The following is a 19123-nucleotide window of genomic DNA, read 5'->3' on the forward strand; positions in this document are numbered from 1 at the left end:
GACAATAGTAACCGAAAATGCCGTCGATCGGTGCGCTCCTGGCGAAAGCATCGTAGGTATGTTCGAATTCGGACGCAGGAGCGGATAGAATGGGTCGGTGACTTCGAAGCACTCAACTCCGATCCGATCCTCCGCAGCCCACGCGCAGATCAGCGTGCAGGGCGCCCGTGTGCATAACCTGCAGAACGTCGATCTTGCCATCCCGCGGGACTCGATGGTGGTCTTCACGGGGTTGTCGGGGAGCGGGAAGTCGAGTCTCGCCTTCGACACGATCTTCGCGGAGGGCCAGCGGAGATACGTGGAATCGCTGAGCGCTTACGCTCGGCAGTTCCTCGGGCAGGTCGACCGACCCGACGTCGATTTCATCGAAGGACTGAGCCCGGCGGTCTCCATCGATCAGAAGTCGACGAACCGCAATCCGCGATCCACGGTCGGCACGATCACCGAGATCTACGACTACATGCGTCTCCTCTGGGCGCGCATCGGCGTCCCGCACTGCGCCGTCTGCGGTGAGCGGATCGAGGCGCAGACGGTCCAGCAGATCGCAGATCGCCTCATGGGACTCGAGGAGCGGACGCGGTACCAGGTGCTCGCGCCGGTCGTCAGCAAGAAGAAGGGAGAGTTCGTCGATCTCTTCCAGGACCTCGCCGCGAGCGGATACTCCCGCGCGATCGTTGACGGCGACGTGATCCAGCTCTCCGACCCGCCGAAGCTCAAGAAGCAGGTCAAGCACGACATCTCGGTCGTGGTCGATCGCCTCGTGGCAGGTCCCGATATTCTCGGCCGTCTCACCGACTCGCTCGAGACCGCCCTGCGCCTCGCCGGAGGCATCGTCGCCGTCGACTTCGTCGACCGTGAGGCGAAGGCTGACGATCGCGTGCAGCAGTTCTCGGAGCAGCTCTCATGCCCGAACCAGCACCCGGTGCAGCTCACCGAGATCGAGCCGCGAACGTTCTCGTTCAACGCGCCGTTCGGTGCATGCCCGGTCTGCTCGGGGCTGGGCACGAGCATGTCCGTGGACGAGGATCTCGTGCTCGGCGATCCTCAACTCTCCATCTCAGAGGGCGTCATCGTGCCCTGGACCAGCCAGGGGAAGAGCCTCTACCAGTACTACGAGAAGCTCCTGATCGGGCTCTCAGACGATCTGAAGTTCTCCTTGCAGACGCCCTGGTCGGGCCTGAGCGAGGACGTGCAGCAGGCGGTCCTGTACGGCAACGACTTCAAGGTGAACGTGCGGTGGCGCAATCGCTTCGGCCGGGAGGTGAAGTACTCCTCGGGATTCGAAGGTGTCATCCCGTTCATCGAGCGCCAGTACGCGGAAGCGGAATCCGACGCCAAGCGCGATCGCTGGGCGGAGTTCCTCCGTGAGGTTCCGTGTCATGCGTGCCAGGGGCAGCGGCTCAAGCCCGAGGTGCTCGCGGTGACGGTCAATGATCGGTCGATCGCTTCGGTCGGCGAGCTCAGCCTGCTCAATGCGAAGACCTTCTTCGACGATGTCGTGCTCACCGAGCGAGAGGCGAAGATCGCGGCGCAGGTGCTCCGCGAGATCCGGCTCCGGTTCGACTTCCTGATCGAGGTCGGCCTCGGCTACCTCACGCTGGCGCGTGCGGCCGGGACGCTGTCCGGCGGCGAGGCGCAGCGCATCCGCCTGGCCACGCAGATCGGGTCAGGACTCACCGGCGTGCTCTACGTGCTCGACGAGCCGAGCATCGGACTGCACCAGCGCGACAATCGGCGCCTGATCGAGACGCTGATGAAGTTGCGCGATCTCGGGAATACGCTCATCGTCGTCGAGCACGACGAGGAGACCATCGAAGCGGCCGACTGGATCGTCGACATCGGCCCAGGGGCGGGCGTCGAGGCGGGACCGTGGTGCACTCGGGGCACTACGATGAACTGCTGAACAACCGCGACTCCATGACGGGGGACTACCTCGCCGGGCGGCGGAGCATCGAAACCCCGAAGCGTCGTCGCAAGCGAGACCGCAAGAGAGAGCTCAAGGTCGTGGGCGCTCGCTCGAACAACCTCCGGAACGTCGATGCCACGTTCCCCCTGGGCGTCATGACCGCCGTGACCGGGGTCTCCGGATCGGGCAAATCGACGCTCGTCAACGACATCCTCTACCGGGTGCTCGCGAACCAGCTGAACGGTGCGCGACTCGTCCCAGGGAAGCACACGCGCGTCACCGGGCTCGAGCACCTCGACAAGGTCGTCCATGTCGATCAAGCGCCCATCGGTCGCACACCGCGATCGAATCCCGCGACGTACACGGGGGTCTTCGACAAGATCCGCAACCTCTTCGCCGAGACCCAGGAGGCGAAGACGCGAGGCTACCTTCCCGGAAGGTTCAGCTTCAACGTGAAGGGCGGCCGGTGCGAGGCGTGCTCCGGCGACGGAACGCTCAAGATCGAGATGAACTTCCTCCCCGACGTGTACGTGGCATGCGAGGTCTGCGGTGGGTCGCGCTACAACCGCGAGACCCTGCAGGTGCGCTACAAGGGCAAGAACATCTCCGAGGTGCTCGAAATGCCGATCGCCGAGGCTGAGCAGTTCTTCGAGCCGATCTCCTCGATTCATCGCTACATGAAGACGCTTGTCGATGTCGGACTGGGCTACGTGCGGCTCGGTCAGAGCGCGACAACACTCTCGGGCGGTGAAGCCCAGCGCGTGAAGCTCGCCACCGAGTTGCAGAAGCGATCGAACGGCCGCAGCATCTACGTGCTCGACGAGCCGACGACGGGCCTCCACTTCGAAGACGTGCGCAAGCTCCTGCTCGTGCTCAACGGTCTCGTCGACAAGGGCAATACGGTGATCACGATCGAGCACAACCTCGACGTCATCAGAAGCGCCGACTGGGTCATCGATCTTGGTCCGGAAGGCGGATCGGGCGGCGGCATGATCATCGCCGAGGGCACACCCGAGCAACTGGTGAACGCCTCCGAGAGCCACACCGGTCAGTTCCTGAACGAGGTGCTGAACGGTCGGGCGAAAGCCTCCGCTTGAACGGCACCGATAACCGCGCGTCGTTCCGACCCGCCCAGGGGGAGATCCCGACGTCGCCCGGCGTGTACCGGTTCAGCGACCGGCATGGGCGAGTGCTCTACATCGGCAAGGCGAAGAACCTGCGAGCCCGCCTCGCGAACTACTTCCAGCCGCTGCACTCGCTCATGCCGCGCACGCGCACGATGCTCTCCATCGCCGCCAAGGTGGATTGGACGGTCGTCGCAACCGACACCGAGTCGCTCATCCTCGAGCACACGTGGATCACCGAGTACAAACCGCCGTTCAACGTCCAGTTCAAGGACGACAAGACCTATCCGTACCTCGCGGTGACGTTGCGCGAGGAGGCGCCGCGCCTCGTCATCACCCGGAACGAACGCATCCGCGGAGCGCGCTACTTCGGCCCATACCCGAAGGTGTGGGCGCTGCGCGAGACCACCGCGTTGCTGCAGCAGGCGTTTCCGATCCGCACCTGCAATGACGCCGATTACCAGCGCGCGATGAGCTCCGGCAAGCCCTGCCTCGCCGGGCAGATCGGGCGCTGCAGCGGCCCCTGCTCGCAGAAGCTCACCGTGGAGGAGCACCGCGCACGGGTGGGCGAACTGGTCGCCTTCCTCGGAGGCAGCGACACGAGCCATCTGAAGGCTCTGCAGCGCGCCATGCGCGAGGCCGCGAGCGAGCAGCGATACGAGGAGGCCGCCCGTCTCCGCGACCAGGCGCAAGCGGTGGAGCACGTCATGGAGAAGAACGCCGTCGTGCTCGGGCTCGACGTGAATCTCGACGTGTTCGGGCTCCGATCGGACGAACTCGCCGCCGCTGCGCATCAGTTCATCATCCGCGGCGGGCGCATCCGCGGCGAACGCAGCTGGATCGTCGACGTCGAACTCGACGATTCGCCCGAGACGCTGCTCGAGCAGGTACTGCAATCCGCGTACGAGGGCGATCGCGAGCCGCCGCCGCAGATCCTCGTCCCCCAGCTCCCGGCGAACTCGGCAGCGCTCGAGGAGGCGCTCGGCGCACGCCGACCTCGTCGCGGGCGCGTCACCGTGCGCGTGCCGGAGCGCGGCGACAAGGTGCAACTGATGGATCGAGCGATGCGCAACGCCGGTGAGCACCTGATCCGGCACAAACTCAAACGAGCTGCAGACCTCACCGCACGCACCGACGCGCTCGCCGAGCTGCAGCGCGCCCTCGACATGGACGAAGCGCCGCTGCGCATCGAGTGCATCGACGTGTCGCATCTTCAGGGCACGGGCGTCGTCGCGTCACTGGTCGTTTTCGAGGACGGGCTGCCGGCGAAGGGCGCCTATCGCAAGTACCGCATCGAGCAGACGACGGACGACACGGATTCCATCTACCAGGTCGTTTCGCGCCGTGCCGCACAGCTGAACGCCGCTCGGGAAGCGGGGGAGCAGCCGAGCGGCATCTACCGCGATCGACCGCAGCTGCTGATCGTCGACGGCGGTGAGCCGCAGGTGAAGGCCGCAGCTCGGGCGCTCGCAGAGGCGGGAATCACCGATATCGCCCTGTGCGGGATCGCGAAGCGACTTGAGGAGATCTGGCTGCCAGGCGACCCATTCCCGGTCATCCTGCCGCGCACCAGCGAGGCGCTCTTCCTGGTGCAGCGCGTCCGTGACGAAGCGCACCGTTTCGCGATCACATTCCAGCGTCAGCGTCGCAGTACTTCGATCTCGAGCCGACTCTCAGAAATCCCCGGGCTCGGCCCCAAACGCGTTCAGGCCCTGCTCAAGTATTTCGGCTCGGTGACACGGCTCCGTGCGGCGTCACTCGCCGAGCTCGCCGCCGCGCCAGGCGTCGGACCGAAACTGGGAGAGCAGATCCTGGCCCATCTGCAATCGGACGCAGGGGCGGGCGCTAAGCTAGAAGCTCACGTGGACGCGAAGCAGGGAGAGGAACTCGGCGCATGAACGACGCGGCATCCCAGCAGGAGATCCTCATCGTCACCGGCATGTCCGGAGCCGGCCGTAGCACGGTCGCCAACACGCTGGAAGACCTCGGTTGGTACGTCGTCGACAATCTCCCGCTCCCGATGTTGAAGACGCTCGCCGACATGGCCGACCGTTCGGGCGGCGCTCTGCCGCGCATCGTGGCGGTCGTCGACGTTCGCGGCCGCGACCTGTTCGCCGACATTCAGGCGACAGTCGACGAGCTGCGCGACAACGCGACGGTGCGCGTCGTCTTCCTCGACGCGACCGACGAGATTCTCGTGCGCCGGTACGAGTCGGTGCGTCGTCCGCACCCGCTGCAGGGCGAAGAGCGCAGTCTGCTCGAGGGCATCCGCCTCGAGCGTGAACGTCTGCAGGAGCTCCGCGCATCGTGCGATGTGGTCATCGACACCTCGCGCTACAACGTTCACGATCTCTCGACCGCAACGCGGGAGCTGTTCTCCGATGACAACACCCCCGGGTTGCAGCTCTCGGTGTCGAGTTTCGGGTTCAAGTACGGCGCGCCGACCGATGTCGACCTGATGGTCGACATGCGCTTTCTCCCGAATCCGTTCTGGGAGCCGGAGCTCCGGGCCCTCACCGGAGTCGATCCCGAGGTCAAAGAATACGTACTCGGCCGCGAGGGTGCCGCCGAGTTCCTCGATAATTATGTCGCTGCGCTCACTCCGGTCCTGGCCGGATTCCAGCGCGAGAACAAACGACATGCATCGCTCGCGGTAGGATGCACCGGCGGCAAGCACCGCTCGGTCGCCACCGCTCGAGAGCTCGCCGACCGACTTGCCGGGCTTCCCGGCGTCAGCGTGAGCCTGCGCCACCGCGACCTCGGTCGCGAGTAGTCGACGTTCCGCACGTCGACCGATTCATTGAAACACCCTCTCCGAAAGGACTCATTCGTGCTGTCTACCCCCGAGGTCAAGAGCGAACTCGTGCGATTCCCGGTGCAGAGCACCGGCGAACGCGTTGCCGAGGTCGCCACGATCCTCCGTCTTGCAGGCGGGCTGCACACCATTTCCGGCCGCATCGCTCTGGAGGCCGAGCTTCACACCCCCCAAATCGTGCAGCGCGTGCGCAAGGATCTCGCCGAATTGTACGGAATCCGCTCCGACGCCAAGCAGCTGCCCCCCTCGAGCACCCGACCCGGCGCGCCGCAGTTCCTCGTCCGCGTCCTCGACGGCGAGACACTCGCCCGACAGCTCGGACTGCTCGACCAGCGGCGCCGACAGATTCGCGGCCTGCCGAATCGACTGACCACAGGCGCGCAGGCCGAACTCGCAGCGATCTGGCGAGGGGCGTTCCTCGCCAGGGGCGGGCTGACCGCACCGGGTCGTTCCGCGAACCTCGAGATCGTGTGCCCGAGCAACGAGGTCGCCATGGCGCTCGTCGGAGCGGCGAGCCGCATCGGCGTCGACGCGAAGAGCCGTGAGATCCGCGGGCAGCACAAGGTGCTCATTCGCGACAGCGAAGCGATCAGCGAGATGCTGGGCTTGATCGGCGCCCAGGAGGCGCGGAAGAACTGGGACGAATTGCGTCGCGCCCGGGAGACTCGCGCAACCGCGAACCGCCTCGTGAACTTCGACGATGCGAACCTTCGCCGCTCCGCGCAGGCGTCGGTTGCTGCGTGCGCCCGAGTGGAGCGAGCCATGGAGCTGCTCGGAGACAGCATTCCCGAGCATCTGCGCTACGCCGGCGAACTGCGACTCACACATCGGGAGGCGAGCCTCGACGACCTCGGGGCACGGGCTGATCCGCCGCTCACGAAGGATGCTGTGGCCGGCCGCATCAGGCGGTTGCTCGCGATGGCCGACAAGGAAGCGGAAGTGCGCGGCGTGCCGGGCACGGAGGCGAGCCTGCCCGACGAACTCGACAGAATTTAGCGTCTGGCGAACAGCGGCGATCAGGCGGTTGTCTCGGACTGCGTTTCCCACCACGGGGAGAGCTCCCGCCATAGACTGAATCCGACAACTGTTCACCGAGAGATTGGATCGCCACATGGCCGCCTACTCACTTCCCGAGCTTCCTTATGATTACGCCGCTCTCGAGCCGCACATCAGTGGCAAGATCATGCAGTTGCATCACGACAAGCACCACCAGGCCTACGTGACCGGCGCGAACACCGCTCTCGAGCAGCTGGCAGAGGCGCGCGAGTCGAACAACCTCTCGGCCGTCAACAAGCTGGAGAAGGACCTCGCGTTCAACCTCGGCGGCCACGTCAACCACACGATCTTCTGGAACAACCTCTCGCCGGAGGGTGGAGACCGCCCCGAAGGCGAGCTCGCCGCTGCGATCGACGAGTACTTCGGCGGTTTCGAGAAGTTCCAGGCGCATTTCACCGCGACGGCTCTCGGCGTTCAGGGCTCGGGATGGGCAGTGCTCGCGTGGGACGTGCTCGGTCAGCGCCCGAACATCGTGCAGCTCTTCGACCAGCAGGGCAACCTCCCCGCAGGCACGATTCCGCTGCTGCAGCTCGATGTCTGGGAGCACGCCTACTACCTCGACTACCTCAACGTGCGCGCCGACTACGTCAAGGCGTTCTGGAACATCGCGAACTGGCAGGACGTGGCACGTCGCTTCGAAGCGGCGCGCACGCAGACTTCCGGCCTGATCTGAATTCCGCACCTCGAGGAGCCCACCTGTTCATGCGCACCATAGAATCACTCGGATCGCTGCGATCGAAGACGGTCGTCGTCCGATGCGATCTCAACGTTCCTCTGAGCGACGGCGTCATCTCGGATGACGGCCGTATCCGTGCTTCGCTCTCGACCATCCGCGAATTGCGCGATGCCGGGGCGAAACTCGTGCTCATCAGCCATCTCGGTCGCCCGAAGGGCGAACCGGACGCTCGGTACTCGTTGCGTCCGGTCGCTGAGCGCATGAGCGAACTGCTCGGGGCACCGGTGCGCTTCGTCGAAGAGACCATCGGAGACGCCGCCTCGGCTGCGGTCTCCGGTCTCTCCGATGGCGAGGTGGTGCTCCTCGAGAATCTGCGGTTCTCGGCCGCGGAGACAAGCGCCGATGCTGCCGAGCGACGTGCCTTCGCTGAGCGTTTGGCAGCCTTCGGGGACGCCTTCGTCTCGGACGGCTTCGGCGTCGTGCACCGGCAGCAGGCGAGCGTCTACGAACTCGCGCAGTTGCTGCCGAGCGCTGCCGGTCGTCTCGTCGCCGCTGAGTTGGACGTGCTGCAGCGCCTGACCGTGAACGCGGCTCGGCCGTACACCGTGGTGCTCGGCGGCTCGAAAGTCTCCGACAAGCTCGGTGTGATCTCCCATCTGCTCGAGCGGGTCGACACGCTGCTCATCGGCGGAGGGATGCTGTTCACATTCCTCGCCGCACAAGGTCACAGGGTCGCTGCGAGCCTCCTCGAAGCCGACCAGCTCGACACCGTGCGCGGGTACCTCTCGGAGGCTGAACGTCGCGGGGTGCGCATCGTGCTCCCCACGGACATCATCGTGGCCGAGAAGTTCGCCGCCGACGCCGCGCATGAGACGGTGCCGGCCGATGCGATCGAGTCCTCGAGCTTCGGAGCGAAGGGCCTCGGTCTCGATATCGGGCCGAAGTCAGCAGACGCCTTTGCCGCCGTCATCGCCGAATCGGCGACCGTCTTCTGGAACGGCCCGATGGGCGTGTTCGAGCTCGACGCGTTCGCGTCGGGCACTCGGACCGTCGCACGCGCTTTGACGGAGACCGATGGCTTCACCGTCGTCGGGGGTGGTGACTCCGCTGCAGCGGTCCGCGCGCTGGGGTTCTCGGACGACCAGTTCGGCCACATCTCCACCGGCGGCGGTGCGAGTCTCGAATACTTGGAGGGCAAGTCACTGCCCGGCTTGGAGGTACTGGCATGACCGGAAACACCCAGGAGGGCGCGGATGCCAGGCAGCCGCTGCCGTTCATGGAGCGCACGCCGCTGATCGCGGGCAATTGGAAGATGAACCTCGACCATCTTCAGGCGATCGCACTCGTGCAGAAGCTCGCTTGGGGCCTGTCAGATGTGCGGCATGATTTCTCGGCCGCCGAAGTGGCCGTCTTCCCTCCGTTCACCGATCTCCGCTCGGTGCAGACCCTGCTCGCAGCCGACAAGCTCTCGCTCACCCTCGGAGCACAGGATGTCTCGCCGCACGAAGCCGGCGCGTACACCGGAGACATCTCCGCGGCGATGCTCGCGAAGCTCGACGTATCGTATGTACTCGTCGGGCACTCCGAGCGACGCCAGGGACACGGCGAGAGCGATGAGACCGTCGGGCTGAAGGCCCGGGCCGCTCATGCTTCGGGAATGGTGCCGATGATCTGCGTCGGTGAGACGGCTGCGGACTTGGAGGAGCACGGCGCTGCGGCGATCCCCGTCGCTCAGCTGACGACCGCTCTGGCGCAGCTCCCGGAGGATGCGGAGTTCGTCGTTGCGTACGAGCCCGTGTGGGCGATCGGCAGCGGGCAGGCGGCCACCCCGGAGCAGGCGGAAGACGTCGCTCGGGCGCTGCGCGAGCACCTGCGCGATCTGCGAGGCGATGACCGCGCCGCGCGCACGCGCATTCTCTACGGAGGATCAGTCGCCAGCCAGAACATCGCCGGATTCATGCGCCAACCCAATGTCGACGGCGCTCTTGTCGGCGGAGCGAGCTTGAAGGTCGACGAGTTCACTCGGATCATTCAGTTCCAGAAGCATGTGACGGCCGGCTAAAACGACTCCACGCTATACTGGACGTTGGCCTTACGCGCCCGCGACCTCGAAAGGTGCACTTCGTGCTCATTCTGAAGATCATCCTGCTCGTCATCCTCGTGATCACGAGCCTGCTGCTCACCCTGTTCATCCTGCTCCACAAGGGGCGCGGGGGAGGGCTCTCCGACATGTTCGGAGGCGGGGTGACGTCGAGCCTCGGCTCATCGGGAGTCGCGGAGCGCAACCTCAATCGCATCACCGTCGTCGTGTCCCTCATTTGGGGAGCTTCGATCATCGCGCTCGGGCTCATCGCGCGCTTCTCCGTCGTCTAGACGGCGCGCTCACCCGATCCAGCAGTAGAAAGGCAATTCGTGGCAGGCAGTAACGCCATCCGTGGCGCCCGCGTCGGTTCCGGCCCCATGGGGGAGAAGGATCACGGCTCACGCGCCGAACGCACGCAGATCTCATACTGGGATGCCCTCGGAAACGAAACGGTGCGCTATTTCGCATCCGACGTTCCCGATGAGGAGATTCCCGAGCAGATCGATTCTCCGACGACCGGCCTCCCCGCCGGGCGCGACAAGGAGAATCCTCCGCTGCTTCCGAAGAACGAACCGTTCAAGACGCACCTCGCGTACGTGAAGGAGCGTCGCACGCCCGAGGAGGCGGAAGAGCTTCTCGAGGCTGCGCTGCAGAAGCTGCGCACTCGACGAGGCACCGCGCGCAAGTCGGCGTAGCCCGCAGACGAAAACGGCCCCAGAGCACTACGCTCTGGGGCCGTTTTCGTCGATCGACGCTTTCGCTCTCAGTCGAGCGACGACAACGCCTCGGTGAGTGCGCGGACCGTGGCTGCAGGGTCAGCGCACTCGATCGCGAACACCGGCCGATCGCGCTCGGCGAGAACTGAGCGATCGCCGCGGGCCTGCGCTGTGATCAGAGCGTCGAAGCCGCGATCCGAGCCTGGGATCGGCAGCGGTTCCGGACCCGTCTCCGTGAGCTGCAGGAAGACTGCCGCTGCAGGGCCGCCCTTGTGCAGCTGGCCGGTGGAGTGCAGATAGCTCGGGCCCCACCCGAGGGCGACCGGGCAGCCGGTCGCCTCCGCGAGCCGGTCGCGAAGCGTGCGCAACGGTTCCGACTCGTCGCCCTGCGGGTCGAGGTACGCCTGGAGCGAGAGATACCCCGCGTGCTGAGCCGCCTGGCGCACCTGCCCGATGAATCCCGTCACGTCGGACACGTCCACTCCGGACGGCGTCGAGAGTACCCGCGCGCCTCCGGAGCCGGCGAGTTCGGCTCCGTCGTCACCGCCCGGTGCAGCTGTGTCACTGTCGAGCGCCGACCGCGCAGCGACCTTCGCCGACTCGACATCGGGCTGGTTGAACGGGTCGATGCCCATGAGCCGGCCCAGCACTGCAGTTGCGACTTCCCAGGTGAGCATCTGAGCGCCCAGCGTGCCTGCGACGCCGATCGACGCGCGCTGGCCGGAGACCTCAGCTGCTTCGCCACCGTCGTCGGCAAGCCCGACCACGGTCACGCTCGCGGGCACGGTCGCGAATTCCGGAGCACCCGCATCGAGTGCGACCGGCAAGACGCCCTGCCCCTCCTTGCCGGTCGATTCGGCGACGAGCTGCTCGATCCAGTGGCCGAGCCCCCAAGCGGCCGAACCGTCTTCCACGAGAGCCAGCACGAAGCGACGCGGCAGCCCGGCGTAGATCGCCGAAGCGAGGCGCAACGCGGGGTTCTCCGCGTGGTCTGAGGAGACGCGGGCGCGCACATCCTCCGCATCCTGGAGGAGGCGCCCCAGGTCGGCCCCGGCGAGCCCGGCGGGCACCATGCCGAATGCGGTCAGTGCTGAGAAGCGGCCTCCCACATTCGGGTCGGCCGTGAACACGCGACGGCCGGCGGCACGGGACTCCTCGTCGAGCGGGGAGCCCGGGTCGGTCACGATGATGATGCGCTCAGACGGCTCGATCCCGGCCACCCGGAACGCATCCTCGAACGCGGCGAGGTGGCTGCGGGTCTCGATCGTTCCACCCGACTTCGAGCTCACGACGACCGCGGTGCGGGCCAAATCCCCGGCGAGCGCGCGTCGCACCACATCGGGATGGGTGGAGTCGATCATGGTGAGATCGACTCCGGCCCAGCGAGTGATGACTGCAGGAGCCAGGCTCGATCCGCCCATGCCGCAGAGCACGATGCGATCGACTCCATCCGCGCGCAAGTCCGAGCGCAGCTGCTCGATCTCCGGGATCAGGCGCTCAGCGGTGGCGGCGATATCGGTCCAGCCGAGCCGAATCGCGGCTTCCGCCGCAGCCGCTTCACCCCAGAGGGTCGCGTCGTGGGCGAAGATACGTCCCGCGACACGATCCTCGACGAGCGTCGCGAGCGCTGCTTCCGCGTCGCGCAGACCGCCATCGACGGTGACCTCCAGGGCCATGCTCAACGAGCCTCTCGAAGTGCCTGCTCGACCGTGCCGAGCAGCTCCGACCAGGAAGCCTCGAACTTCTGCAGGCCCTCCTGCTCCAGCAGCTCGGTGACCTCGGCGTAGTCGACGCCGAGGGCGTCGATCGCGTTGAGCACCTGGTTCGACTCCAGGTACGATCCCGTGATCGTGTCGCCGGGGACGTGCCCGTGGTCGGCGAATGCCCGCAGCGTCGCCTCTGGCATCGTATTCACGGTGTTCGGAGCGATGAGACCCGTCACATACGCCGTATCCGCGAGCGCGGGATCCTTCACGCCCGTCGACGCCCACAGCGGACGCTGCGGATTGGCGCCGAGCCCGACGAGGAACCGAGCACGTTCGGTGTCGAACGACTGCTCGAACACCTCGTATGCGAGGCGGGCGTTCGCGATGCCCGCCTGCCCGGTGAGCGCGAGCGCCTCCGGTGTGCCGATCTCGCGAAGTCGACGGTCGATCTCGGAGTCGACGCGAGACACGAAGAAGGACGCGACCGAATGAATCGTCGAGAGATCGATGCCCGCAGCACGTGCGCGCTCGAGGCCAGCGAGGTACGCATTGATCACCTGGCGGTAGCGCTCGAGGCTGAAGATCAACGTGACGTTGACGCTGATCCCCGCCGCGATGGTCTCGGTGATCGCATCGAGCCCCTCGACGGTCGCCGGAATCTTGATCATGGCGTTCGGACGGTCGACGCGAGCCCAGAGATCCTGAGCCTGGGTCGCCGTACCGGCCGTGTCGCGGGCGAGGCCCGGCTCGACCTCGATCGACACCCGGCCGTCTCGTCCGCCCGTCGACGCGTACACGTCGGCGAGCAGGTCGCATGCGTCGGCCACATCCGCGGTCGTGAGCTCCACGATCGCCGCATCCGTGTCGAGCCCGCGCGCAGCGGCGTCCTTGAGCCGTTCTCCGTAGCCGTCGCCGCCGCCGATGGCGTTTGCGAAGATCGTCGGATTCGTGGTCACACCGACCACGTTCACCGTTTCCACCAGCGAGGCGAGCTCGCCGCTCTCGAGGCGATGGCGCGACAGATCGTCGAGCCAGATGCTGACTCCGGCCTCACTGAGGGCGGAGGTATGAGGGTTCGTCATCCTGTGATGATCCTTTCAGAGATGCGGGTTCAGGCGGCGAGCGACGCGTGCGCAGCTGCGACGACGGCGTCGGTCGTGATGCCGAACTCGCGGAAGAGTGTCTGGTAGTCGGCGGAGGCGCCGAAGTGCTCGATGGACACGGAGCGGCCGCGGTCGCCCACGATCCGGTCCCAGCCGAGGGAAAGACCGGCCTCGACGCTCACGCGCGCGGTCACCGCCTTCGGGAGCACGCTCTCGCGGTACTCCTCTGTCTGCTCGGCGAACCACTCGAGGCTCGGCGCCGACACGACGCGCGCTCCCACGCCCTCGGAGGCGAGACGCTCGCGCGCCTCGACGGCGAGCTGCACCTCGGAGCCGGTGGCGATCAGCAGGACGTCCGTCGAATCCGTGGGGGAGTCGGCGAGCACGTAGGCGCCCCTTCGCACTCCCTCCGCGGCCTGCTCGACGCTCGCGAAATCTCCGCCGCGCGGCAGCACCGGCACGTTCTGCCGGGTGAGCGCGAGGCCCGACGGGCCCGCATTGCGCGTGAGGATCTCGTGCCAAGCGGTGGCCGTCTCGTTGGCGTCGGCAGGGCGCACCACTGCGAGATTCGGAATCGCGCGGAGCGTGGCGAGCTGCTCGATCGGCTGGTGCGTCGGTCCGTCCTCTCCGAGGGCGACCGAATCGTGCGTCCAGACGAACACGCTGGGCACGTTCATCAGGGCGGCGAGGCGCACAGCCGGCCGCATGTAGTCGCTGAAGATCAGGAAGGTGCCGCCGTAGCTGCGCGTCTTCCCGTGCAGCTGGATGCCGTTGAGGATCGCGCCCATCGCGTGCTCGCGAATGCCGAAGTGCAGCACACGGCCGTAGGGATCGCCCTGCCACGCGTTGGTGGAGCGCTCCGCAGGGACGAAGGACGGCGCGTTCGGGATGGTCGTGTTGTTCGATCCGGCGAGGTCGGCGGATCCGCCCCAGAGCTCAGGCATCACGGGGCCGAGCGCGGCGAGCACCTTGCCGCTCGCGGAACGGGTCGCGATGCTCTCGCCGGGCTCGAACGTCGGCAGCACCTCGAGCGCTTCGGCCGGAAGCTGCTGGGCTTCGACCCGGTCGAAGAGCGCCTTGCGATCCGGATTCGCAGTCGCCCACGCATCGAATCCCACCTGCCACTCAGCACGCTTCTCCGCCCCGCGCTGCACGGCCGCGCGGGTGTGCTCGATCACCTCAGGCGCGACGGCGAAATGCTGCTCCGGATCGAACCCGAGCGCGGTCTTCAGGCCTGCGAGCTCCTCGGAGCCGAGCTTCGCGCCGTGAATGCCGCCGGTGTTCTGCTTCCCGGGGGAGGGCCAGCCGATGATCGTGTTGACGATGATGAGCGAGGGCTTCGAGGTCTCCGCCTGAGCGGCTTCGAACGCTCCGTGCAGCTCGGCGATGTCCTCGACGTACGACCCCGTCTTCTTCCAGTCGACCTCGATGACCTGCCACCCGTAGGCCTCGTAGCGCTTCGCCACGTCCTCGGAGAACGAGATGTTCGTGTCGTCCTCGATCGAGATCTGGTTGGAATCGTAGATCGCGATGAGATTGCCGAGCTCCTGGTGACCGGCGAGCGACGACGCCTCGCTCGTCACGCCCTCCTGCAGATCGCCGTCTCCGGCGACGACGTAGATGAAGTGATCGAAGGGGCTCGTCCCGGGTGCCGCCTCCGGGTCGAACAGGCCGCGCTCGTAGCGCGCGGCGTACGCGAACCCGACTGCCGAAGCGAGGCCCTGCCCGAGGGGGCCGGTGGTGATCTCGACGCCGTCGGTGTGACCGTACTCCGGGTGGCCCGGCGTCTTCGAACCCCAGGTGCGCAACGACTTCAGATCGTCGAGCTCGAGACCGTACCCGCCGAGGTACAGCTGCACGTACTGCGTGAGCGACGAGTGGCCAACGGAGAGGATGAACCGGTCGCGCCCGACCCAGTGAGGATCCGACGGATCGTGACGGAGCACCTTCTGGTGCAGCAGGTACGAGACCGGTGCGAGGCTGATCGCCGTGCCCGGGTGCCCGTTGCCCACCTGTTCCACGGCGTCCGCCGCAAGTACCCGCGCGGTGTCGACCGCGCGATCGTCGAGTTCATCCCACTGCAGTTCGTTCGCCAAGACGTTCCTTTCCGGCTGAATCGGGGTGAACGCCGCCCTGGCGCACCCCCGCACAATCTTATCGAACGGCGGGGTACCATAGAAGGTGATGTCCACGCAGATCCCAGCCCAGACTCAGGCCCGCGCTACCGCAGGGCGACCCTCGTTCGGCCGTACGGTCAAGAACTACGTCGCCCTGACGAAACCCCGGGTCATGGAGCTGTTGCTGGTGGTCACCGTTCCCGCGATGATCCTTGCGCAGGCCGGCCTCCCCAACCTGTGGCTCGTGCTCGCGACCCTCATCGGCGGCGCCATGAGCGCCGGGTCGGCGGGAGCGTTCAACTGCTACATCGACCGCGACATGGATCGCAAGATGAAGCGCACGGAGAACCGCCCCCTCGTCACCGGTGAGATCTCCGATCGCAACGCCCTGATCTTCTCCTGGGTGATGGGCTCCCTCTCCGTCGTATGGCTGGCGCTGACGACGAACCTGCTCGCCGCCGCGCTCTCCGCGGGTGCGATCTTCTTCTACGTCGTCATCTACACGATCGTGCTGAAGCGTCACAGCGAGCAGAACATCGTCTGGGGCGGGATCGCCGGCTGCTTCCCCGTGCTCATCGGCTGGGCCGCGGTCACCGGCACGCTGGACTGGCCCGCGTGGGTGCTGTTCCTCGTCATCTTCCTCTGGACGCCGGCGCACTACTGGCCGCTCTCGATGAAGTACCGCAACGACTACGCGGCCGCCGGCGTGCCGATGCTCGGAGTCGTACGCGGTCGCGTCACCGTCGGGCTGCAGGTCATCCTGTACACCTGGGCGACCGTCGCGGCGAGCCTGTTGCTGATCCCCGTCGCCGAGATGGGCTGGACCTACACCGTCGCGTCACTCGTGTTCGGCGGATACTTCATCGTGCAGGCGCACCGGCTGTACGCGCACGCGATCCGGGGCGAGGCCGGGAAGCCGATGCAGGTGTTCCACACGGCGAACATCTACCTCTCGGTCATCTCGCTCGTGATCGCGGTCGACGCACTGCTGCCCTTCTGAGCGGCGCGCGCCGCTTCGCTCAGCACGCGCGCTCCCGGTACTTCGCGTCGCACCCGCGGCCGCGCCTGCGCGCCGTTCAAGAGCGCAATTGGTGCTCGATTCAGGGTGGGCTACATGCCGAACTGCGCTCTCGAGCGCCTTCTCCAGGCCGCCGTCGTTCCCTCCGCGCCACTCCGCTCCCGTGCAACGCCGCAGGCGCCACCGCACCTCTTCGCGTCCGCGCCTCCGCCCCTCCGCACCTCTTCGCGTCCGCGCCTCCGTCGAAAGCGCGCTTCATGCTCGGTCCGAGAGCGGATCGGTGCTGAACGGCGCTCTCGCGCGCAGACTCTCAGGCGGCCGGGACCCACAGACCAATCGAAGTCCTCCACATCGCACATTCCACATCGCGCATTCCACATCGTGCATCGCACCTCGCGCGGCGCGCCGAAGCGCTGGCGAGCCTGTGGATAACACCTGCGCGACGAGTCCCCACGGTGACAAGCTCTCCGCATGTCACGACAGCTCCTGAGGATCACTCACACATTCGGCACGCAACCGTTCTCCGTCACAACGGCACTCGACGCAGGTTTCGGCAGGGGAGCGCTGCGCAACCGCACGCTCACACGCCCGCACCGCGGCGTGCGCACGGCATGCGAGGTCGACCCCTCGCTCGTGAGCCGGGCAATCGCCCTCCGGCCGAAGCTGCGCCCGGGCGACCGCTTCAGCCACGCGACCGCCCTTGCGCTTCTGGGCTGCCCGCTTCACGTCACGCCCGGAACCCCAGTGGATGTGGCCTCCGCACCGGGTACCACGCCGATGCGCAGGGCTGGCGTGGCCGGGCACCGCGCGGCGAACGGACTCGCGCTCGAGCTACAGGTGCCCGCAGGATTGTGGACGAATGAAGGTGCGCTGAGCCTCCCCGTTTCGCTCCCGGCCGACGCTGTGAGGGAAGCCGCCATCATGCTTCCCGGGCCGGAGCTGGTGGTCGCGCTCGACTCGCTCCTGCACAGGGGCCCCGCTCACTTCGACAACGCGGTGGCGATTCTCTCAGAGCACCTGATGGAGAATCTTCGTGCAGCCCGTCGCACGCGGGGCGCCGTGCGCCCCAGTATCGCGCTGAGACTCGCGAGGCACGGCGCTGAGTCGCGAATGGAGACGCTCTTGCGGCTCATCGGCGAAAACGTCGGAATCTCAGATCTCATCACTCAGGGCGCGATTCGAACCGTGTACGGGGAGATCGGCCGATTCGACCTCACCGACGAGGCGACGCGGAGCTTCTTCGCGTACGACGGAGCGCAGCACCGGACCTCTCGCACGCAGTACCTCCGGGACATCGCCCGCTATGACGGTGCGCGTGATGCCGGATGGCGCGGGCTGCGCTTCCATGCGGAGGACGTGCTCCAAACGCCCGATCGCACGGCGGCACGCATGCTCGTTCGGCTCGGACGCGAACGGAAGCGCATTTCGAGTCACGTCGCGAAGTTTCTCTCGGAGGGCCGCACGTCGTCGCTCGAGCCAGCCGCACCGCGCCGAAGATAGAAGATAGTCGCCGAAAGCGCGGTTGGTGCTCAGCGGGGACGAACTCAGGTGCCGAAATGCGCTTTCGGGGAAGGTGGGGCAGGGATCGGGCTCCGGCATCCGCTAGACGGCAGGCGCCAGCCCCGTAGACGTCGGGCCCGCAGGCGGCAGAGCTCGGCAGGCGTCTGCACCACGGGCCGCTGCCGAGCGGCGCGCGCATTGCCGAAGAGCGACCGGAGAGCGAGCAGCCCTATTCGACCTCGATCGCCGCCGCGGGTGCAGCTGCCGGCCGCTTGAGACGCAGCACTACGACCGTCATGGCCGCAGCGGTGAGCGCCGCGAGCACCATGTGCACCCCGACCGCGAACGGGGGGAGCCCGCTGCGCGCCTGGTAGATCCCGATCGCGATCTGCACGATGAGTGCCGCGAACAGCGCGATGACCCAGCGGAGCGGACGCAGGCGGCGAGCCGCGGCCCACACGAGGAGAGCCAGCGTCAACGCGAAGGCGATGTACCCGGGCCACGCGTGGATGTGGCTCATGAGCACTGCGTCGATGCCATCGCGCTGGATGGTCGAGTCGCCCGAGTGCGGGCCCGACCCGGTCGTCAGCACACCGAAGATCACCGTGACCGCCATCGCGAGCGTGGTCACGTGCGTGAGGATCGCGAACCCCTTCGGCACCACGCGTTCGCGGGGCCCGCCCATCTCGTACATGCGGGTGAGGTAGGCCGCCGTGATGCAGACGAGGGCGAGCGAGATCACGTAGTGAATGCCGACGAGGTTCGCGTTCAGGTGGAGCCAGACGATGATGCCTCCGATGAGGGCCTGCAGCACCACGAGACCCAGGACCACCGACGCGATCGCGAAGAGGTCGCGCCGGCTCGCGCGCAGCCGCCACGTGAGCACGAAGACGAGAATCGCGCTGATCAGCAACGGTCCGGAGATGGTGCGGTTTCCGAACTCGATCAGCGAGTGGTAGGTCAGCTCCTCTGTGGGAACGAGCGAGCCGGGGGCGCAGAGCGGCCAGTTCGGGCAGCCGAGGCCGGAGCCGGTGAGCCGCACGGCACCGCCGGTGCCGATGATGAACGTGTTCAGCACGAAGGACGCCCAGGCCACGATCCGGAGGAAGCGCGAGGCGACCCCGAGATGCGGGACGGGCGGCCGCGGGGCGATGGTGCTTGCGGTGGGCGCGCTGGACAACGGGTCTCCTCTCGGCTGCTTCCCAGAGTCATGAGACGCCCTGAGCGGACATCCCCCGAAACTATCGGAAACCTGTAGAATGGGAAGCTGTGGTTGCGAACGTCGAACCGAGTGTTTCGGTGC

At 66.8% G+C, this 19123-nt stretch carries 14 protein-coding genes and 1 pseudogene; 11 read left to right on the forward strand and 4 right to left on the reverse strand.

Annotated features, from left to right (window positions below; all coding sequences use genetic code 11):
- The first annotated feature begins 97 nt into the window (after nucleotides 1-97).
- The 9 genes and pseudogenes from uvrA (at nucleotide 98) to JSQ98_RS03660 (ending at nucleotide 10355) form a co-directional block, all read left to right on the forward strand.
- A pseudogene (gene uvrA, locus JSQ98_RS03620) lies at nucleotides 98-3003 on the forward strand (excinuclease ABC subunit UvrA).
- Nucleotides 3000-4928, forward strand: coding sequence for an excinuclease ABC subunit UvrC (gene uvrC / locus JSQ98_RS03625; protein WP_090148947.1), 1929 nt, complete (start codon nucleotides 3000-3002; stop codon nucleotides 4926-4928). Before uvrA ends, uvrC begins: the two are co-directional and overlap by 4 nt.
- Nucleotides 4925-5803, forward strand: coding sequence for an RNase adapter RapZ (rapZ, locus tag JSQ98_RS03630; RefSeq protein WP_090148950.1), 879 nt, complete (start codon nucleotides 4925-4927; stop codon nucleotides 5801-5803). Before uvrC ends, rapZ begins: the two co-directional genes overlap by 4 nt.
- A gap of 57 nt (nucleotides 5804-5860) precedes the next feature.
- Nucleotides 5861-6841 (forward strand): DNA-binding protein WhiA, encoded by a 981-nt coding sequence (gene whiA, locus JSQ98_RS03635; RefSeq protein ID WP_090148955.1) that lies wholly within the window; start codon nucleotides 5861-5863, stop codon nucleotides 6839-6841.
- Nucleotides 6842-6956: 115 nt separating this feature from the next.
- Nucleotides 6957-7574: a superoxide dismutase gene (locus tag JSQ98_RS03640; RefSeq protein ID WP_211648415.1), complete on the forward strand. Its 618-nt coding sequence runs from the start codon at nucleotides 6957-6959 to the stop codon at nucleotides 7572-7574.
- A gap of 29 nt (nucleotides 7575-7603) precedes the next feature.
- Complete coding sequence (locus JSQ98_RS03645; protein ID WP_430413592.1) at nucleotides 7604-8806, forward strand: phosphoglycerate kinase; 1203 nt, start codon at nucleotides 7604-7606, stop codon at nucleotides 8804-8806.
- Nucleotides 8803-9639: a triose-phosphate isomerase gene (gene tpiA, locus JSQ98_RS03650; RefSeq protein WP_211648417.1), complete on the forward strand. Its 837-nt coding sequence runs from the start codon at nucleotides 8803-8805 to the stop codon at nucleotides 9637-9639. The genes JSQ98_RS03645 and tpiA overlap by 4 nt, the downstream gene beginning before the upstream one ends.
- Nucleotides 9640-9701: 62 nt before the next feature.
- Entirely contained in the window at nucleotides 9702-9950 is a 249-nt protein-coding gene (gene secG / locus JSQ98_RS03655) for a preprotein translocase subunit SecG (RefSeq protein ID WP_090149806.1), read from the forward strand.
- Between the two features lie 39 nt (nucleotides 9951-9989).
- Entirely contained in the window at nucleotides 9990-10355 is a 366-nt protein-coding gene (locus JSQ98_RS03660) for an RNA polymerase-binding protein RbpA (protein ID WP_090148964.1), read from the forward strand.
- 68 nt (nucleotides 10356-10423) lie between these two features.
- Here the strand turns inward: JSQ98_RS03660 and JSQ98_RS03665 are convergent, their stop codons facing one another.
- The 3 genes from JSQ98_RS03665 to tkt are packed head-to-tail and all read right to left on the reverse strand — an operon-like array spanning nucleotide 10424 to nucleotide 15281.
- A complete protein-coding gene (locus tag JSQ98_RS03665; RefSeq protein ID WP_211648419.1) occupies nucleotides 10424-12052 on the reverse strand; it encodes a glucose-6-phosphate isomerase in 1629 nt (542 codons plus the stop codon).
- 2 nt (nucleotides 12053-12054) lie between these two features.
- Nucleotides 12055-13164: a transaldolase gene (gene tal / locus JSQ98_RS03670; RefSeq protein ID WP_211648421.1), complete on the reverse strand. Its 1110-nt coding sequence runs from the start codon at nucleotides 13162-13164 to the stop codon at nucleotides 12055-12057.
- A 29-nt stretch (nucleotides 13165-13193) separates the two neighbouring features.
- Nucleotides 13194-15281 carry a transketolase gene (tkt, locus tag JSQ98_RS03675; RefSeq protein WP_211648424.1) on the reverse strand — a complete coding sequence of 696 codons (2088 nt, stop codon included), beginning with the start codon at nucleotides 15279-15281 and terminating at the stop codon, nucleotides 13194-13196.
- 88 nt (nucleotides 15282-15369) lie between these two features.
- Between tkt and JSQ98_RS03680 the strand changes: the two genes are divergently transcribed.
- Both JSQ98_RS03680 and JSQ98_RS03685 read left to right on the forward strand, forming a co-directional pair.
- Nucleotides 15370-16302, forward strand: a complete 933-nt coding sequence (locus tag JSQ98_RS03680) for a heme o synthase (protein ID WP_211648426.1) — start codon at nucleotides 15370-15372, stop codon at nucleotides 16300-16302.
- A gap of 489 nt (nucleotides 16303-16791) precedes the next feature.
- On the forward strand, nucleotides 16792-17820 hold the full coding sequence (locus JSQ98_RS03685; protein ID WP_211648428.1) for a hypothetical protein: 1029 nt from the start codon (nucleotides 16792-16794) through the stop codon (nucleotides 17818-17820).
- A 229-nt stretch (nucleotides 17821-18049) separates the two neighbouring features.
- On the opposite strand, the gene JSQ98_RS03690 is transcribed toward JSQ98_RS03685, so the two are convergent.
- Nucleotides 18050-19000 (reverse strand): COX15/CtaA family protein, encoded by a 951-nt coding sequence (locus JSQ98_RS03690; RefSeq protein ID WP_249290716.1) that lies wholly within the window; start codon nucleotides 18998-19000, stop codon nucleotides 18050-18052.
- Nucleotides 19001-19123 lie beyond the last annotated feature (123 nt).

Source organism: Leucobacter manosquensis (genome assembly GCF_018304845.1).
Taxonomy (GTDB): Bacteria; Actinomycetota; Actinomycetes; order Actinomycetales; family Microbacteriaceae; genus Leucobacter; species Leucobacter alluvii.

What these genes read in the sequence shown, in the direction of transcription:
- tpiA (WP_211648417.1), top strand. Translation starts at nt 8,803, where the DNA reads ATGACCGGAAACACCCAGGAGGGCGCGGATGCCAGGCAGCCGCTGCCG.
- JSQ98_RS03645 (WP_430413592.1), top strand. Translation starts at nt 7,604, where the DNA reads ATGCGCACCATAGAATCACTCGGATCGCTGCGATCGAAGACGGTCGTC.
- JSQ98_RS03665 (WP_211648419.1), bottom strand. Translation starts at nt 12,052, where the DNA reads ATGGCCCTGGAGGTCACCGTCGATGGCGGTCTGCGCGACGCGGAAGCA.
- JSQ98_RS03640 (WP_211648415.1), top strand. Translation starts at nt 6,957, where the DNA reads ATGGCCGCCTACTCACTTCCCGAGCTTCCTTATGATTACGCCGCTCTC.
- rapZ (WP_090148950.1), top strand. Translation starts at nt 4,925, where the DNA reads ATGAACGACGCGGCATCCCAGCAGGAGATCCTCATCGTCACCGGCATG.
- JSQ98_RS03685 (WP_211648428.1), top strand. Translation starts at nt 16,792, where the DNA reads ATGTCACGACAGCTCCTGAGGATCACTCACACATTCGGCACGCAACCG.
- tal (WP_211648421.1), bottom strand. Translation starts at nt 13,164, where the DNA reads ATGACGAACCCTCATACCTCCGCCCTCAGTGAGGCCGGAGTCAGCATC.
- JSQ98_RS03680 (WP_211648426.1), top strand. Translation starts at nt 15,370, where the DNA reads ATGTCCACGCAGATCCCAGCCCAGACTCAGGCCCGCGCTACCGCAGGG.